The organism is Microbispora sp. GKU 823, from assembly GCF_002027145.1.
GTDB lineage: Bacteria > Actinomycetota > Actinomycetes > Streptosporangiales > Streptosporangiaceae > Microbispora > Microbispora siamensis.
Window position 1 is genome coordinate 1 of the sequence record NZ_MWJN01000050.1, and the last position, 15,125, is coordinate 15,125.

Consider the following 15,125-nt stretch of genomic DNA (forward strand, 5'->3'; position numbering starts at 1 on the left):
CCGATCCCGGGCGAACATCAACTCCTCGGCCTCGGCCAGACAGATGTCCACATCGTCCGGAAGCGGAGTCAGCGCCAGCTCCTGCGCCGACTCCCGCAGCGAACCCACCAACACCCACGACGACCGGGCCCGGCCCTGACCGGCACCGGGCGCGCCGTCGCCGGTGTCCTCACCGCCCGTGAGCCCGCTGTCGGTGCCGCTGCCGATGCTGTGGTCGGTGCTGCCGGCAGCGTCGCCGAGGATCGGAAAATGCTCGTGGGCGAGCGAACCTTCGGACGACCACAGTGGGGAATCGGCCGTCAGCTGATCCCACCAGCCGCCGTCGGCATTATTCGAATGACGAGGACGATCAGGATCACGGTCGAACAGATCCATCACACCCCCTCGATGAATTCGAAAACCTGTATTAATTTTCCCAGCACTGCACGTCATCGAGCAACCTGACGGCGCGATTAGCTGGAGTTACAGGTGGGAGGCGAGGACGAGGTCAGGGCCAGGTCCTGGCGGTTGCGGCGAAGGCATCCGGGTCGCTCGCCACGGGGAGGACGCAGACCAGCTGGCCGCCGGGTACGCGCAGCACGTGGCAATCCAGCCAACGCGCCACCTGTGTGGCGCCGAGAGCGGTCAGTCGTGCGGTCTCGGCCTCGACGTCATCGGTCTCGATGTCCAGGTGGTATCGGGGTGCGCCGTCGATCGCCTGTACGGCGACGGTGAGCCCCGGAATCGCCTCGTGCATCGAGACGAACTGCGGCTCCTGAGGGTCGGTCCGGGTGGGGACGCCGAGTGCGGCTGACCAGAAGGCCGCGGCCTCGGCGGCCTCGCCCTCAGGGGAGTCGATGAGGATGGCGTAGACGCGGCTCCGATGCATGCCCACACCCTAGGACAGCTTGATCGGGCCGCGGCGGGCGTGATGATCCGCCCGAAGAGATCTCAGCCCCAGTGGTCGCCCCAGCCCCACAGGTTGGGGCCGAGGGCGGCGGCCTGGTCGTCCTGGTCCACTCCGAACCGGCCGCGGAAGAACAGCATCGGGCGCTGCTCGATGTCGACGGGTTCGAGCTCGCGGACGTGGCCGATGATCACGTCGTGGTCGCCCGCGACGTGCACGTCGCGCACCTCGCCGTGGACGCGCAGCAGCACCTGCCGCAACGCCGGGGTGCCCCATCGCGACAGGTCCCAGTCGAGTCCCGCGAACTTGGCTCCCTTGCTGGAGCCGAACCGGCCGCAGATGTCGACCTGGTCCTCACCGAGGACGTTCACGCAGAAGCGGCCCGACTTCCTGATCCGCGGCCAGGCGCGGCCCTTGTGGTCGGCGCAGAACAGGATCAGCGGCGGTTCGAGGGACACCGACGCGAACGACTGGCAGGCGAAGCCCACCGGTTCGCCGTCGTCGAGGCCCGTGACCACGGTCACGCCGGTCGCGAACATGCCCAGCGCGCGCCGGAACTCGGCCGGCGTCGGCGGCGCCACCTCGGTGAACTCGGGGTCGGCGGGTGCAGCGGTCATGGACTCACCTCGCGTGCGTGTCGGTGCCTCAGGTAACGAACTTACAAACCCCCTCTCGGGCGGATCGCACGGGGATCCCGGTCAATGGAAGCCGTGCACGGGCGGCGTCACGGTCCGAGCAGGTCACCGGGCCCGCCCGCCCCGGTCTCGCTCATCGGGATGATCACCCTGTTCGCGGCGTCTGTCCAGTTAGCGTCACGGAATCCGACACTCCTGCGATTCGGGACGGACGATGACGGAGCTGACCTACGAGTCGACCCTGCGGGAACTCGCGACCGACCAGGGCGTGCTGCGCTACCACGAGGCCGGACAGGGCCCGCCGCTGCTGCTTCTGCACGGATCGGGGCCCGGGGTGACCGGCTGGCGTAACTATCGCGGCAACCTGGCGACGTTCGCCGAGCATTTCCGCTGCCTGGTGCTGGAGTTCCCCGGATTCGGGGTCAGCGACCCGACCGACCAGCATCCGATGGCGGCCGCGAACGGCGCCGTGATCCGCTTCCTCGACGGCCTTGGGCTCCAGCAGGTCGACGTGATCGGCAATTCGATGGGCGGGATCGTGGGCACCCAGGTGGCGCTCGCCCACCCCGACCGGATCCGCCGCCTCGTGACCATCGGCGGCATGGGCCGCAACATCTTCAGCCCCTCGCCGGGTGAGGGCATCAAGCTCCTGATGGAGTTCACCGAGGAGCCCACCCGCGAGCGGCTCATCCAGTGGCTGCACTCAATGGTGTACGACCCGGCCCTCGTCACCGAGGAGCTGATCGAGGAGCGCTGGGCGCTGGCCACCGAGCCGGAGACGCTCGCCGCCGCGCGGCGGATGTACGGCAAGGCCGCCTTCGCCGCCGGTCAGAAGGCCGCCGCGAAGTCGGACGCCCCGCCCTACTGGGCGATGCTGCACAAGCTCAAGGCCAGGACGCTGATCACCTGGGGGCGCGACGACCGGGTCAGCCCCGTCGACATGGCGCTCCTGCCGATGCGGACGATCCCCGAGGTCGAGGTCCACGTGTTCCCCAACTGCGGCCACTGGGTGATGATCGAGCAGAAAGCCGCGTGGGAGAGCGTCGTGCTGGCCTTCCTCACCAGGAAGGACGAGCGGTGACCGGCTGGGATGAGGAGTTCGACCTCGTCATCGTCGGCAGCGGAGGCGGAGGCATGGCCGCCGCGCTGACCGCGCACGACAGCGGCCTGTCGTGCGTCGTGGTCGAGAAGGGTGCCAAGTTCGGCGGAAGCACCGGCATCTCCGGCGGCGGAATCTGGATTCCCAACAACCCCACCTTGCGGGCCAGGGGGCACGACGACAGCCGCGAGTCGATCCGCCGCTACCTCGACCTGCTGACCGAGGGTCGCGTCCCCGCCGCCCGGCTCGACGCGTACGTCGACAACGGCCCGGCGGCGATGGAACTTCTCGAGAAGAGCAAGTGGATGCGGTTCTTCTGGGTGAAGGGCTACGCCGACTACCACCCGGAGTACGAGGGCGGCCGGCCGCTCGGCCGGTCGATCGAGGCCCTGCCGTTCGACACCCGCAAGCTCGGCGAGGACGAGAAGTACCAGCGGCCGAACAGCATGAAGGGCCCGCTCGGCCTGTGGATCACCGCGAAGGACTACCACGACCTGGCCATGGTCAGGCGCACCTGGCGCGGCCGCTGGGCCTCGGTCGTCGCGGCCTGGCGGGTGTCGTCCAACGTGATACGCCGCCGCCACATGGCCACGGGCGGGCGCGCGCTGGTCGCGCGGCTGCGGATGGCGCTCAAGGACGCGGGCATCCCGCTCTGGCTGAAGACCCCGATGACGGACCTCGTCACCGACGACAACGGGATGGTCACCGGCATCGTGGCCCAGCGCGAGGGCAGGACGGTCCGCGTCCGCGGCCGGTACGGCGTGCTGCTGGCGACCGGCGGCTTCGACCACAACCCGCAGTTGCGTGAGAGGTATCTGCCGGAGGGCGCCAAGCCCGACTTCGGCATGGGCGCCAGGGAGAACACAGGCGACGGCATCCTCGCCGGCGAGCGTGTCGGCGCCGCCCTCGACCTGATGGACGACGCCTGGTGGATGCCGGCCGTGCGGCATCCGGCGGGGGCGACGATCCCGCTGGTGTCCGAGCGGTGCATCCCGCCGTCGGTCATCGTGTCGCGGGACGGGCGGCGGTTCACCAACGAGTCCGCGCCGTACGTGAACTTCGTGCACGAGCAGCTCGCCGGCGGCCACGTCCCGGCCTGGTTCGTGATGGACGCCAAGGCGCGGGCGCGTTATCCGTTCGCCCAGATCCTGCCGGGCATGCCGATTCCCCAGGAGTTCTACGCCCAGGGCATCGCGTTCCGGGCCGCCACGATCGCCGAACTGGCGGAGAAGATCGGCGTCCCGGCGGACGCGCTGGCCGAGACCGTCTCGCGCTTCAACGGCTTCGCCCGCACGGGCAAGGACCTGGACTTCGGCCGCGGCGACAGCGCCTACGACCGCTACTACGGCGACCCCACGCTGAAGAACCCCAACATCGACGTGATCGACAAGGCGCCGTACTACGCCTTCCGGCTCGAGGTCGGCGACCTCGGCACCAAGGGCGGCCTGGTGTGCGACGAGCACAGCCGGGTGCTGCGGGCCGACGGCGCGCCCATCGAGGGCCTGTACGCCACGGGCAACACCTCGGCGTCGGTGATGGGCAACGAGTACGCAGGCCCGGGGGCCACGATCGGCCCGTCCATCGTCTTCGGCTACATCGCCGCGCGGCACGCGGCCCTGCGGGCGCGTACGACGAGCACGGCCAGGACGTGACCGCAGTGGCAGAGACGACTGCGGGAGAGGCGACTGCGGAAGGGACGACGCAGCCGGGACCGCTCAGGGTGCGGGTGGTGGAGGTGATCCGCGAAACCGCCGACGCCCACTCGCTCGTGCTGGAACCCGCCGGGGGAGACGCGGCCAGGCTCACCTACAGACCCGGGCAGTTCCTGACGATCCGGGTGCCCACCACGCGGCCCGAGGGCGCGGCGCGCTGCTACTCGCTCAGCAGTTCACCGGTGTGCGACGACAAGCTCAAGGTGACGGTGAAGCGCACCCCGGGCGGCTACGGGTCCAACTGGATCTGCGACAACGTCGCGGAGGGCGACGTGCTGGAGGTGCTGCGGCCCTCTGGGCTTTTCACCCCCGCCTCGCTCGACGAGGACCTGCTGCTGCTCGCGGGCGGCAGCGGCGTCACGCCGGTGATGTCGATACTCAAGTCGTGCCTGCGCGGCGGGACCGGCTCGGTCGTGCTCGTCTACGCCAACCGGGACGAGAGCTCGGTGATCTTCCGCGACGAGCTGGTCGCGCTGGCCGCCGAGCACGGCGACCGGCTGACGGTGATCCACTGGCTGGAGTCGGTGCAGGGCCTGCCGACCGCGGCCGGCCTGGCCGGTCTGACCCGGCCGTACGCCGGGCGGGAGGCGTTCGTGTGCGGCCCCGGGCCGTTCATGGACCTGGCCGTGGACGTCCTGACCCGGCACGGCACGCCGCCCGAGCGCGTCCACGTCGAGAAGTTCGAGTCGCTGACCACCGACCCGTTCGCGGAGACAGGGGTGGTGCTCGACTCGGCGGGCCCGGCGAGCACGGTCGAGGTCGAACTCGACGGCGAGACGCGGACCCTGGCCTGGCCGAAAGGCAACAAGCTGCTCGACGTGCTGCTGCAGGCCGGTCTGGACGCGCCGTACTCCTGCCGCGAGGGGTCGTGCAGCGCGTGCGCCTGCGTGCTGCTGGAGGGCGAGGTCGAGCTGGAGCACAACACGGTGCTCGACCGGCAGGACCTCGCCGACGGGCTGATCCTGGCCTGCCAGGCCATCCCGCTGAGCGACCGGCTCAAGGTCACCTACGACGGCTGACCTCGCGCAGATCTCCACCGCTCCCACTCAGCGGGAGACCGGCGGGCGGGGCGGCGGTCATGACGCGACCCTTTGACCATCAGTAGGACACGAGGGAGGACCCCGATGCTGGACGAGGCGCTGCGGGCGGACGCGGCCGGGCGGCTGCGGGCGGCCGAGCGGGACCGGGCGCCGATCGAGCCGCTGACCGACACCTACCCGGACATCGACGTGGTGGACGCCTACGAGATCCAGCTCGCGAACATCCGCGGGCGTCTGGCGGCCGGAGCCCGCGTGTACGGGCACAAGGTGGGGCTGTCCTCCCCGGTGATGCAGCGCATGATGGGCGTGGACGAGCCCGACTACGGCCACCTGCTCGACGAGATGGTGCTGTCGCAGGACGAGCCGATCGAGGTGGGACGCTACTGCTACCCCCGGATCGAGGTGGAGATCGGCTACGTGCTCGGGGCGAGCCTGCCCGGCGAGGGCTGCAGCGAGGAGGACGTGCTCGCCGCGACCGAGTACGTCGTGCCGAGCATCGAGCTGATCGACAGCCGCATCAGGGACTGGCGGATCCGCCTGGCCGACACCATCGCCGACAACGCGTCCTCGGCCGGGGTGATCCTCGGCGACGCCCGGGTGAGCCCGAAGGGCCTCGATCTGGCCGACATCGAGGCCGTGCTGTACGCCGGTGACAGCACCGAGATCACCAGGGGTAACACCAGCGCGGTGCTCGGGAATCCCACCACCGCCGTGGCCTGGCTGGCCAGGAAGGTCGCCTCGTTCGGGGTCGAGCTCGAGGCCGGGCACGTCATCCTCCCCGGGTCCTGCACCAGGGCCGTGGACGTGCGCCCCGGCGACGTCTTCCGCGCCGAGTTCGCCGGGCTCGGCTCCGTGTCCGCTCGCTTCGACTAATCCGGATAAGAGGACTTCCATGACCAGAGCGACCGCCGCGATCGTCGGCTCGGGCAACATCGGGACCGACCTGATGTACAAGCTGCTGCGCTCGGCGCACATCGAGCCGCGCTGGATGATCGGCGTCGACCCCGACAGCCCCGGGCTGAAGCGGGCCGCCGACCGGGGGCTGATCACCTCGGCCGAGGGCGTGGACTGGCTCCTGGCGCAGGACGAGCGGCCCGACATCGTCTTCGAGGCGACCTCGGCGTACGTGCACAGGGATAACGCCCCGAAATACCGCGAGCTGGGCATCCAGGCGGTCGACCTGACCCCGGCCGCGCTCGGGCCCGCCGTGGTTCCCGCCGTCAACCTCGGCGCCCACCTCGACGCTCCCAACGTCAGCCTGATCACCTGCGGCGGCCAGGCGACGATCCCGATCGTCCACGCCGTCTCGCGGGTCACCGAGGTCGCGTACGCGGAGATCGTGGCCAGCGTGGCCTCTCCGTCGGCCGGTCCCGGCACCCGCGCCAACATCGACGAGTTCACCAGGACGACCGCGCGCGGCATCGAGACGATCGGCGGCGCCGCGAAGGGCAAGGCCATCATCATCCTCAACCCGGCCGAGCCGCCGATGCTCATGCAGGACACGATCTTCTGCTCGATCCCCGTCGACGCCGACCGGGACGCCGTCGCGGCCTCGATCAAGCAGGTCGCCGCCGAGGTCGCGTCGTACGTGCCCGGATACCGGCTGCGGACCGAGCCCCAATTCCATGAGCCACAGTTCGACGACCCGACGGCGGTCAGCGGCGGGCTCGCCCGCGTCGCCGTGTTCGTCGAGGTCGAGGGCGCGGGCGACTTCCTGCCGCCCTACTCCGGCAACCTCGACATCATGACGGCCGCCGCCACCAAGGTCGGCGAGGGCTTCGCGCAGCGCATCCACGCATAAGGAGATCGACCATGCCCTACAGCGCCGACCTCGACATCAGGGTCACCGACTCGTGTCTGCGGGACGGCTCGCACGCCAAGCAGCACCAGTTCACCGTCGAGCACGTACGGCCGATCGTGGCCGCGCTGGACGACGCGGGCGTGCCGGTCATCGAGGTGACGCACGGCGACGGCCTCGGCGGCTCGTCGTTCAACTACGGATTCAGCCACACCCCCGAGCAGGAGCTGATCAAGGCGGCGGTGGCCACGGCCAAGCGCGCGAAGATCGCGTTCCTGATGCTGCCCGGGGTCGGCGTCAAGGACGACATCCGCGAGGCCGCCGACAACGGCGCGAGCATCTGCAGGATCGCCACCCACTGCACCGAGGCCGACGTCTCGATCCAGCACTTCGGCCTGGCCAGGGAGCTCGGCCTGGAGACGGTCGGGTTTCTGATGATGTCGCACAGCCGGCCGCCGGAGGTCCTGGCCGAGCAGGCCCGGATCATGGCCGACGCCGGCTGCCAGTGCGTGTACGTCGTCGACTCGGCCGGGGCGCTGATCATGGAGCAGACGAGCGACCGGATCGCCGCGCTCGTGGCCGAACTGGGGGACGACGCCCAGGTCGGCTTCCACGGCCACGAGAACCTGGGGCTCGGGGTGGCCAACTCGATCCTCGCCGTACGGGCAGGGGCGAAGCAGATCGACGGGTCGGTGCGGCGGTTCGGCGCGGGCGCCGGCAACACGCCGCTGGAGGCCTTCGCCGCCGTCAGCGACAAGATCGGCATCCGCACCGGCATCGACACCCTCAAGATCATCGACGCCGCGGAGGACGTGGTCCGTCCGATCATGGACGGCGAGTGCCTGCTCGACCGGCTGACCCTGACCATGGGCTACGCGGGCGTCTACTCCAGCTTCCTCAAGCACGCCGACCGTCAGGCGAGGAAGTACGGCGTGTCCGGCGCCGAGATCCTCATGGAGGCCGGCCGCCGCAAGCTCATCGGCGGACAGGAAGACCAGCTCATCGAAATCGCAGTCGCCCTCGCGGCGAAGAAGTGAGAAAAGCCATGGCCAACCCGGTACTCGAAGCGATCACACAGCGGGCCGACGAGATCAGCGCGCTCGGCCCCTCCAACGAGGCGCTGTGCCGGCTGGACGACCAGGCGGCCAAGGTGCTGCGGGAGGCGGGCGTCATCCGGATGCTCCAGCCGAAGACCCACGGCGGCTTCGAGTTCCACCCGCGCGACTACGCCGAGACGATCATGAAGCTGGCCAGCCTCGACGGATCGACCGGCTGGGTGGCGGGCGTCGTGGGCGTGCACCCCTGGGAGATGGCGTTCGCCGACCCCCGCGTGCAGCAGGAGATCTGGGGCGAGAACCAGGACACCTGGATCGCCTCGCCGTACGCGCCGATGGGCATCGCCCGGCCGGTCGACGGGGGCTACATCTTCAACGGCCGCTGGCAGTTCTCCTCGGGCACCGACCACTGCGACTGGATCTTCCTCGGCGGCATGCTCGGCGACGCCGAAGGCAAGATGGCCCAGCCGCCGGCCTCGCTGCACCTCATCCTGCCCCGGTCCGACTACGAGATCGTCGAGGACTCCTGGAACGTCGTCGGCCTGCGCGGCACCGGCAGCAAGGACATCATCGTCAAGGACGCGTTCGTCCCCGACTACCGCGTCATTCCGTACAACAAGGTCGTGGACGGCAGCCAGGCCAGGGAGGCGGGGCTGACCAACCCGCTGTACCACCTGCCGTTCTCCGCGGCGTTCCCGCTCGGCATCACCGCCTCGGTCATCGGGATCGCCGAGGGCGCGCTCGCGCAGCACATGGCGTACCAGAAGGGCCGCGTGCAGATCACCGGCACCAGGATCAAGGACGACCCGTACGTCCTGTATGCGATCAGCGAGGCGGCGGCCGAGATCGCGGCGGCGCGGGCGGCCCTGCTCGACAACGCCTCGCGGATGTACGACATCGTGGCCTCCGGCCGCGAGGTGACCTTCGACGAGCGGGCCGTGGGCCGCCGCACCCAGGTCCAGGCGGCCTGCGCGCGGTGCGGGCGATGGACGAGATCGTGGCGCGGTCGGGCGGCAACGCGATGCGCGTGGACAACCCGATCCAGCGCTTCTGGCGGGACGCCCACGTCGGGCTGGCCCACGCGATCCACGTGCCCGGCTCGGTCTTCCACGTCTCCGCGCTGACGCAGCTCGGCATCGAGCCGCCGCACGGGCCGATGCGCTCAATGATCTAGCGCCTGAGCCGGCCTGCGCCGGCGAGCCTGCCGGAGGCGATGCCGTCAGGACTGGGCGAACATCCGGTCGTAGACGCCGGAGTGCCGGCGACCCGCCATGAAGCCCAGGAACCGGCGGACGAACTCGCCCCGGGTCAGCCGCTCGCCGGCGTCGCCGCCGCCCGGGTCGTGGTCGAACGCGGTGCGGAAGAGAGCCTGGTACTCCCGCGCGTCGATGACCTGGTCGTCGTCCGTGTCGGTGACGTCGAACAGGACCTCGGCGATCCTGATGAGGGCGGAGCCGGCCATGGCGGCGGCGGCCGCGGCGTACTCGTGGCCGGTGATGCGTCCGTCGCCGTCGGTGTCCAGCTCTTTCTGCAGCTCGCGCCACCAGTCGGCGAAGGCGGCGAACAGGCGGTCCTCGTCCTGGGCGTCCAGGTCGAGACGGGTGGCGATCTCCCGGGCCATCGCGGCGAGGTCGGGCCAGTCGAGGTGGCCGTCGCCGGTCTGGTCCAGGACCTCGGAGAAGAACCGCGAGGCGGAGCGCACCGCCGAGTCGCCGTCGGCCGCCGTCTCCGGATCGGGCGTGAGGAGGCGCAGGAGCGCCCCCGCCTTCGCCGCGCCCCGGCGGAGCCCGTCCAGCACAGGAAGCCCGTCCAGCAGGGGCAGCCCGGCCGACGAGTCGCCGTTCCGCTGCGGCACGTACGCGGGGTCGAGCATGGTCATGACCGTGTCGAGCCGCGTCCACGCCTCCGGCAGCACCCGGGTCGCAAGCCGCGTGGACAGGTAGGCGGCGTGCATCAGCGTGCGCGTGCCCGGCAACTCGGCGAGCCCCAGGCGCGCGCGGAGCGACTCGGGCAGCGACGCCACGATGATGGCGGTGGCCGCAGGACCGGCGAGCGCCCTGCCCGCGGCCCACACGGCCGGCCGGTCGCGGAGCAGCGGGGGAGCGGGCACCTGCGCGAACAGGCGGTCGAGGACGACGTGGACCGCTTCGGTGTTCTCCAGTCGCTCCTCGACCACGGACGCGTAGTAGCGCCAGAACTCCCGCACCGTGGGCGGAAGCTTGCCCCCGTAGGGGTCCATCAGGGCGAGGAACGCCTGGAACTCGGCGTACAGCCGGTCCAAGGTGGGGCCGTCGACGGACTCGCCGCTCAGCCGGCACATCGTGACCGTGGACTCGAAGAGCGTCGCCACCACCCAGGCACGCGCCTCGGAATCCGCGGCGTTGAACGGGCGGCCCTCGGCGTCGGTGCCGGTGATGCGGGCGTGCAGGCGGTTGAGCCGAGCCGCCTCCCGCTGCCGGATCCGCGCGTCGGGGTCGACCATCCGCTGTGAGCTGAGCACGGTGTTGCGCAGCCGCCGCCAGGGGTGCGCGACGAAGGTCGAGTTGGTGATCAGCGCGGCGCCGATCTGCGGGTGCGCCGCCTCCAGGACGATGGCCCGGGTCGCCACCAGCCCCCAGCGTGCCTGCCGGGTCAACCGGTAGAGCATCGATCCAGGACCGAGCGGATCGGCGTCGGTTCCGGCTGCTGCTGCGTCGCTCATCGACATCCCTTTCCTGTAGGAGCCGGTGCCTGTACGCCGCCGAACCGGCGGTCGCGCCGTCGGTAGACCTCCAGGCATTCCCAGAAGTGCTCGGCCCGGAAGTCGGGCCACAGCACCGGGGGAAAGACCCATTCGGCGTAGGCCACCTGCCAGAGCATGAAGTTGGAGATCCGCTGTTCTCCGGAGGTGCGGATGACCAGGTCCACCTCCGGCATGTCGGGGTGGGGCAGCCGGCGGGCGAAACTCTCCTCGGTGACCTGCTCGGGCGGCACCCCGTCGCGGATCAGCGACCGGGCGGCCTCGACGATGTCGCGGCGGCCGCCGTGGTCGAACGCCACCGTCAACGTCATCCGCCGGTTGTCGCGGGTCAGCGCCATGAGGTCGGCGATGTCCCTGGCCAGCGCGGGCGGGATCCGCGGATCGGTGACCCCGAGGAACCGGCAGCGGATCCCGCGTGTGTGCAGTGCCAGGGCGTGTTTCCGGATGGCGCGCCGCACCAGCCGCAGCAGGACGTCGACCTCGGCGGCCGGCCGCCGCCAGTTCTCGGTGGAGAAGGCGTACAGGCTCAGCCACTCGACGCCGGCCGTGTGGGCCGCCTCGATGACGTCGATCACGGCGGCCTCGGCCGCCCGATGCCCCGCGGTGCGGGGCATCGACCGCTACGCGGCCCACCGGCCGTTCCCGTCCATGACACAGGCGACGTGACGAGGGATGCCTCTCACCCCACCCGCCCTACCGAAGTCACTCGTCGAATCCCTCCGGAGAGGGACTCTTTCACAGAAGGTGACGCGGTGAACACCGATTGTTGGTAATCGCGGCCCCCGCTTGTCCGGCGGGGCGGCCCGGGCCGGTGTCGAGCCAGGTAAAGACGTGTTTTATCCTGTTTACACCATTCTGGTGGTGTGTGTACCTTTAGGGCACACGGAATGGGTAACCGACCGACTTCCGCCGTCGTAACCCTTGCCGTGTCGTTGCCCGGACCGCGCGATGACCGCGCGGCCGCCGAATCCGCGTCATGTGGAGCCGGGGACCCACTCTCTTCGGGGTGAATCGGCGCGCAGGCCCCCAGATGCGCCCGTAGGGCACTTCCTGCCCGAACCCGTCAGCTAACCCGGTAGGCGGCATGGAAGCAAGGAGTCAACCCCGTCATGTCCAGCCATCGGCTCTCCCTCGGGAGCCGGCCCTCCCGCCGGCGCCTGCGCTCCGCCCTCGCGGCGGCGACCCTCGCGATGTCGGCCGCCACGGCCACCGTCACGGCGGCCGTCGTCCTGCCCGCCCCGGCCTACGCGAACCCGCACACGTACGGCCAGGACGTCTCCGGCTACGAGGCCGACCACGACTGGATGAACAGCCGCGCGCAGTTCGGCTTCATCAAGGCCACCGAGGGGACCTCGTGGACCGACTCGTCCTTCCCCCGCCACTGGCGGGAGCTGGAGAAGAAGGGCATCGTCCGCGGCGTCTACCACTACGGCCATCCCTCCAACGACCCCATCGCCGAGGCCGACCACTTCCTCGAGGTGGTGAACGCGCAGCCGAGCAAGCCCGGCGACATCCTGGTGCTCGACCTGGAGACCAGCGACGGCGAGTCCGTCGAGCACGTCAATCAGTGGGCCAAGACCTGGCTGGAGTACGTGACGGCCAAGACCGGGACCAGGCCGATGTTCTACAGCGGTTGGAACTTCGCCAACGAGTACGGCCACGGCCTCGGCCAGTACCCGCTGTGGGTGGCCCACTACAGCAAGGCCCCGGGCGACATCACGCCGCCGGCCGACTGGAAGTCCTGGGCGATCCACCAGTACACCGACTCGCCCATCGACCAGAACGTCTCCGCGCTGACGCCCCTCCAGTTGCGCGCGCTCGGCCGTCCGTAGCCGTACGGGCCCCGGGGCGGGACACCCCACCCCGGGGCCTAGCCCGGCCGATCAGATCACGTCAGACCACTGCGCCGGAGCCGTCGCGCCGTACGGGCCTGGCACGCGGGGCGGCGGGAGCCGGCGGCGGCTGGGTGGTGCGCCTCTCCAGCGCGATCGCTGCCGGCCCGGCCACGAACGACGACGACAGCGTCCCCACGATGATGCCGATCAGCAGGGCGACGGCGAAGTCGCGCAGTGAGTCGCCGCCGAACACCGCCAGCGCCGCCAGGATGAACAGCGCCCCCAGCCCGGTGTTGACGGTGCGCGGCACGGTCTGCAGGATCGCGCTGTTCACCACGCGGCCGAACGGTTCCCCGCTCCGCACCGGCCACAGTTCGCGTACCCGGTCGAACAGCACGACCTTGTCGTTGACCGAATAGCCGATGATCGTGAGCATCGCGGCCAGGAACACCCCGTCGATCGGCTTGCCCATCCAGGCGAACGCTCCGACGACGACGGCCGCGTCCACGAACAGCGCCGCCACGGCCGCCGTGCCGAACGTCCACCGGAACCGGAACGCCAGGTAGACGAGCTGCGCGGCGAGCGCGACGGCGAGCGCGATGAGCGCGTTGCGGCGCAACTCCTCGCCGAGGCTCGGCCCGATGAGCTCGTCACGCTGCTTGGTGACCTCGCCCACGCGCCGGTCGAGCGCCTCCTCCATGCGGATCACGTCGTCGGCGCCGATCTGCCCGGTGCGCACCGAGATCGCGTCGTCCGACTGCTGCACGACGGCCGAGGGGAACCCGGCGTCCGCCACCGCCTGTCTCGCCGTGGCGACGTCGACCGGCCTGCTCGTGCCGAACTCGACGATGCGGCCGCCGGTGAACTCGACGCCGTAGTTCAGCCCACGGGTGACCAGCCCGGCCCCCGCCAGCACGAGCAGCCCGGCCGCGACGGCGAGCCACAGCCGCCTGCCGCGCATCAGGTCCGGGTCGCGCCGGGTCAGCCAGGTCCTGACCCGGCCGATCGAGCCGATGCCGGAGGCCCGGGGGCCGATCCTGCCGATCAGGGCGGCGACGAGCACCCGGGTGATCAGCATCGCCGAGACCAGCGAGGCGAGCACGCCGATGGCCAGCGTCACGCCGAAGCCCTTCACCGGCCCGGAGGCGAGCCAGAACAGCAGCCCCGCGGCGAGCAGGGTGGTGATGTTGGAGTCGGCGATCGCGCTCCAGGCGTTCTTGAAGCCCCGGTCGAGGGCCGCCTTGAGGCCCCGGCGGGGCGCCGCGCCGTACTCCTCCCTGGCCCGTTCGAAGACCAGCACGTTGGCGTCCACCGCCATGCCGATCGCGAGGACGAACCCGGCCAGGCCGGGCAGCGTGAGCGTTGCTCCCATGGCCACGAGCCCGGCGTACGAGATCAGGCCGTAGCAGGCGAGCGCGACCGCGGCCAGCACGCCCACCAGCCGGTAGACGACGCCGATGAACACCGCGGTCAGGATCACCCCGACGACGCCGGCCTTGGCGCTCGCCGTGATGGCGTCGGCGCCGAGGGTCGGGCCGACCGTCCGCTGCTCGACCAGCTCCAGCGGCACCGGGAGCGAGCCGCCCTTGATCAGCACCGCGAGGTTCTGCGCCTCCTGCGGCGTGAACGACCCGGTGATCTGCGTGGTGCCGCCGGAGATCCCCGCGTCGCAGGCCACCGAGTCGGCCACCTGCGGTGAGGAGATGATCTCGTTGTCGAGGACGATGGCGACGCGGCGCTTGTGGTCGCCGACCGGCGCGCAGGCCGCCTTCCCGGTCAGCTCCCGCCAGGGGCCGGGTTCCTTGAAGTCGATCGTGACGAACCAGCCGGGCCCCATCTGGGGGTCGCTGCGCGCGGCGGCGTCGGTGACGCCGGCCCCGCTGAGGGCGACCGGGCCGAGCTTCAGCTTCTGGCCGCTCTCGTCGGCGACCGCGTCCTTGTCGCCGTCCTCGGCGGGACCGAGCACCGGATGGAAGTTGAGCTGAGCGGTCTTGCCGATGACCGCGGCGGCCTCGCGCGGGTCGAGCACACCGGGCAGTTCGACGATGATCCGCCTTTCGCCGGAGCGGACCAGGGTGGGGTCGACGACTCCGAGGGCGTCCGCCCTGCGCCGGAGCACGTCGAGGGCACGGTCGGTGGCGTCGGCGTCCGCCTTGACCGTGGAAGAGTCCTTCGTCTCGAAGACGAGCTGGGTGCCGCCGCGCAGGTCGAGACCGAGACGCGGGGCCATGGTGAGGGCGAGCAGCAGTGAGGTCGCGATGACGGCGAGCGCCGCCACCGCGCGCCACAGGGGCGCACGGGACATGAAGCCTCCACAGGCGTACG

The 15,125-nt window shown here is 70.8% G+C and carries 14 protein-coding genes, 1 pseudogene and 1 riboswitch; of the genes and pseudogenes, 9 read left to right on the forward strand and 6 right to left on the reverse strand.

The genetic code is table 11. The features are described 5' to 3' along the window. The 3 genes from B1L11_RS24750 to B1L11_RS24760 all read right to left on the reverse strand — a co-directional run. Window positions 1-375, reverse strand: a 375-nt coding sequence (locus B1L11_RS24750) for a hypothetical protein (RefSeq protein WP_218671278.1), incomplete at its 3' end; no start/stop codon positions are given. 112 nt (window positions 376-487) lie between these two features. Next, window positions 488-868 (reverse strand): VOC family protein, encoded by a 381-nt coding sequence (locus B1L11_RS24755; RefSeq protein WP_079316744.1) that lies wholly within the window; start codon window positions 866-868, stop codon window positions 488-490. Between the two features lie 62 nt (window positions 869-930). Next, window positions 931-1,503, reverse strand: coding sequence for a flavin reductase family protein (locus tag B1L11_RS24760; protein ID WP_079316703.1), 573 nt, complete (start codon window positions 1,501-1,503; stop codon window positions 931-933). Window positions 1,504-1,735: 232 nt separating this feature from the next. Here B1L11_RS24760 and B1L11_RS24765 point away from each other — a divergent pair, with 232 nt between their 5' ends. The 8 genes and pseudogenes from B1L11_RS24765 to B1L11_RS54145 all read left to right on the forward strand — a co-directional run bounded on the left by B1L11_RS24765 (window position 1,736) and on the right by B1L11_RS54145 (window position 9,399). Then, window positions 1,736-2,602, forward strand: coding sequence for an alpha/beta fold hydrolase (locus B1L11_RS24765; protein ID WP_079316704.1), 867 nt, complete (start codon window positions 1,736-1,738; stop codon window positions 2,600-2,602). Then, window positions 2,599-4,272, forward strand: a complete 1,674-nt coding sequence (locus B1L11_RS24770; protein WP_079316705.1) for an FAD-binding protein — start codon at window positions 2,599-2,601, stop codon at window positions 4,270-4,272. Before B1L11_RS24765 ends, B1L11_RS24770 begins: the two co-directional genes overlap by 4 nt. Beyond that, window positions 4,269-5,351, forward strand: a complete 1,083-nt coding sequence (locus B1L11_RS54135; RefSeq protein ID WP_306291703.1) for a ferredoxin--NADP reductase — start codon at window positions 4,269-4,271, stop codon at window positions 5,349-5,351. The genes B1L11_RS24770 and B1L11_RS54135 overlap by 4 nt, the downstream gene beginning before the upstream one ends. A gap of 105 nt (window positions 5,352-5,456) precedes the next feature. Next, on the forward strand, window positions 5,457-6,245 hold the full coding sequence (locus B1L11_RS24780; RefSeq protein ID WP_079316707.1) for a 2-keto-4-pentenoate hydratase: 789 nt from the start codon (window positions 5,457-5,459) through the stop codon (window positions 6,243-6,245). A gap of 19 nt (window positions 6,246-6,264) precedes the next feature. Then, on the forward strand, window positions 6,265-7,173 hold the full coding sequence (locus B1L11_RS24785; protein ID WP_079316708.1) for an acetaldehyde dehydrogenase (acetylating): 909 nt from the start codon (window positions 6,265-6,267) through the stop codon (window positions 7,171-7,173). An 11-nt stretch (window positions 7,174-7,184) separates the two neighbouring features. Next, window positions 7,185-8,207, forward strand: a complete 1,023-nt coding sequence (dmpG, locus tag B1L11_RS24790) for a 4-hydroxy-2-oxovalerate aldolase (protein WP_079316709.1) — start codon at window positions 7,185-7,187, stop codon at window positions 8,205-8,207. 770 nt (window positions 8,208-8,977) lie between these two features. Then, window positions 8,978-9,133, forward strand: a pseudogene (locus B1L11_RS54140) (hydroxylase); the annotation flags it as partial. A 113-nt stretch (window positions 9,134-9,246) separates the two neighbouring features. Beyond that, complete coding sequence (locus B1L11_RS54145; RefSeq protein WP_306291704.1) at window positions 9,247-9,399, forward strand: hypothetical protein; 153 nt, start codon at window positions 9,247-9,249, stop codon at window positions 9,397-9,399. Between the two features lie 45 nt (window positions 9,400-9,444). Here the strand turns inward: B1L11_RS54145 and B1L11_RS24800 are convergent, their stop codons facing one another. Together B1L11_RS24800 and uppS are read right to left on the reverse strand one after the other, a co-directional pair. Then, window positions 9,445-10,926 carry an oxygenase MpaB family protein gene (locus tag B1L11_RS24800; RefSeq protein ID WP_079316710.1) on the reverse strand — a complete coding sequence of 494 codons (1,482 nt, stop codon included), beginning with the start codon at window positions 10,924-10,926 and terminating at the stop codon, window positions 9,445-9,447. After that, window positions 10,923-11,579: a polyprenyl diphosphate synthase gene (uppS, locus tag B1L11_RS24805; RefSeq protein WP_218671280.1), complete on the reverse strand. Its 657-nt coding sequence runs from the start codon at window positions 11,577-11,579 to the stop codon at window positions 10,923-10,925. Before uppS ends, B1L11_RS24800 begins: the two co-directional genes overlap by 4 nt. A gap of 337 nt (window positions 11,580-11,916) precedes the next feature. Continuing rightward, window positions 11,917-12,062: riboswitch (cyclic di-AMP (ydaO/yuaA leader) on the forward strand. A gap of 12 nt (window positions 12,063-12,074) precedes the next feature. On the opposite strand from uppS, the gene B1L11_RS24810 reads away from it, so the two are divergent. Next, window positions 12,075-12,797 (forward strand): glycoside hydrolase family 25 protein, encoded by a 723-nt coding sequence (locus B1L11_RS24810; RefSeq protein ID WP_079316711.1) that lies wholly within the window; start codon window positions 12,075-12,077, stop codon window positions 12,795-12,797. Window positions 12,798-12,858: 61 nt separating this feature from the next. Here B1L11_RS24810 and secD read toward each other — a convergent pair whose 3' ends face one another. Further along, the gene (gene secD, locus B1L11_RS24815) at window positions 12,859-15,105 is read right to left on the reverse strand and encodes a protein translocase subunit SecD (RefSeq protein ID WP_079316712.1); all 2,247 of its coding nucleotides are present in this window, start codon (window positions 15,103-15,105) and stop codon (window positions 12,859-12,861) included. Between the last annotated feature and the right edge of the window lie 20 nt (window positions 15,106-15,125).

What these genes read in the sequence shown, in the direction of transcription:
- B1L11_RS24810 (WP_079316711.1), top strand. Translation starts at nt 12,075, where the DNA reads ATGTCCAGCCATCGGCTCTCCCTCGGGAGCCGGCCCTCCCGCCGGCGC.
- dmpG (WP_079316709.1), top strand. Translation starts at nt 7,185, where the DNA reads ATGCCCTACAGCGCCGACCTCGACATCAGGGTCACCGACTCGTGTCTG.
- B1L11_RS24800 (WP_079316710.1), bottom strand. Translation starts at nt 10,926, where the DNA reads ATGAGCGACGCAGCAGCAGCCGGAACCGACGCCGATCCGCTCGGTCCT.
- B1L11_RS24755 (WP_079316744.1), bottom strand. Translation starts at nt 868, where the DNA reads ATGCATCGGAGCCGCGTCTACGCCATCCTCATCGACTCCCCTGAGGGC.
- secD (WP_079316712.1), bottom strand. Translation starts at nt 15,105, where the DNA reads ATGTCCCGTGCGCCCCTGTGGCGCGCGGTGGCGGCGCTCGCCGTCATC.
- B1L11_RS54145 (WP_306291704.1), top strand. Translation starts at nt 9,247, where the DNA reads ATGCGCGTGGACAACCCGATCCAGCGCTTCTGGCGGGACGCCCACGTC.
- B1L11_RS24765 (WP_079316704.1), top strand. Translation starts at nt 1,736, where the DNA reads ATGACGGAGCTGACCTACGAGTCGACCCTGCGGGAACTCGCGACCGAC.
- B1L11_RS24760 (WP_079316703.1), bottom strand. Translation starts at nt 1,503, where the DNA reads ATGACCGCTGCACCCGCCGACCCCGAGTTCACCGAGGTGGCGCCGCCG.
- B1L11_RS24780 (WP_079316707.1), top strand. Translation starts at nt 5,457, where the DNA reads ATGCTGGACGAGGCGCTGCGGGCGGACGCGGCCGGGCGGCTGCGGGCG.
- uppS (WP_218671280.1), bottom strand. Translation starts at nt 11,579, where the DNA reads ATGCCCCGCACCGCGGGGCATCGGGCGGCCGAGGCCGCCGTGATCGAC.
- B1L11_RS24785 (WP_079316708.1), top strand. Translation starts at nt 6,265, where the DNA reads ATGACCAGAGCGACCGCCGCGATCGTCGGCTCGGGCAACATCGGGACC.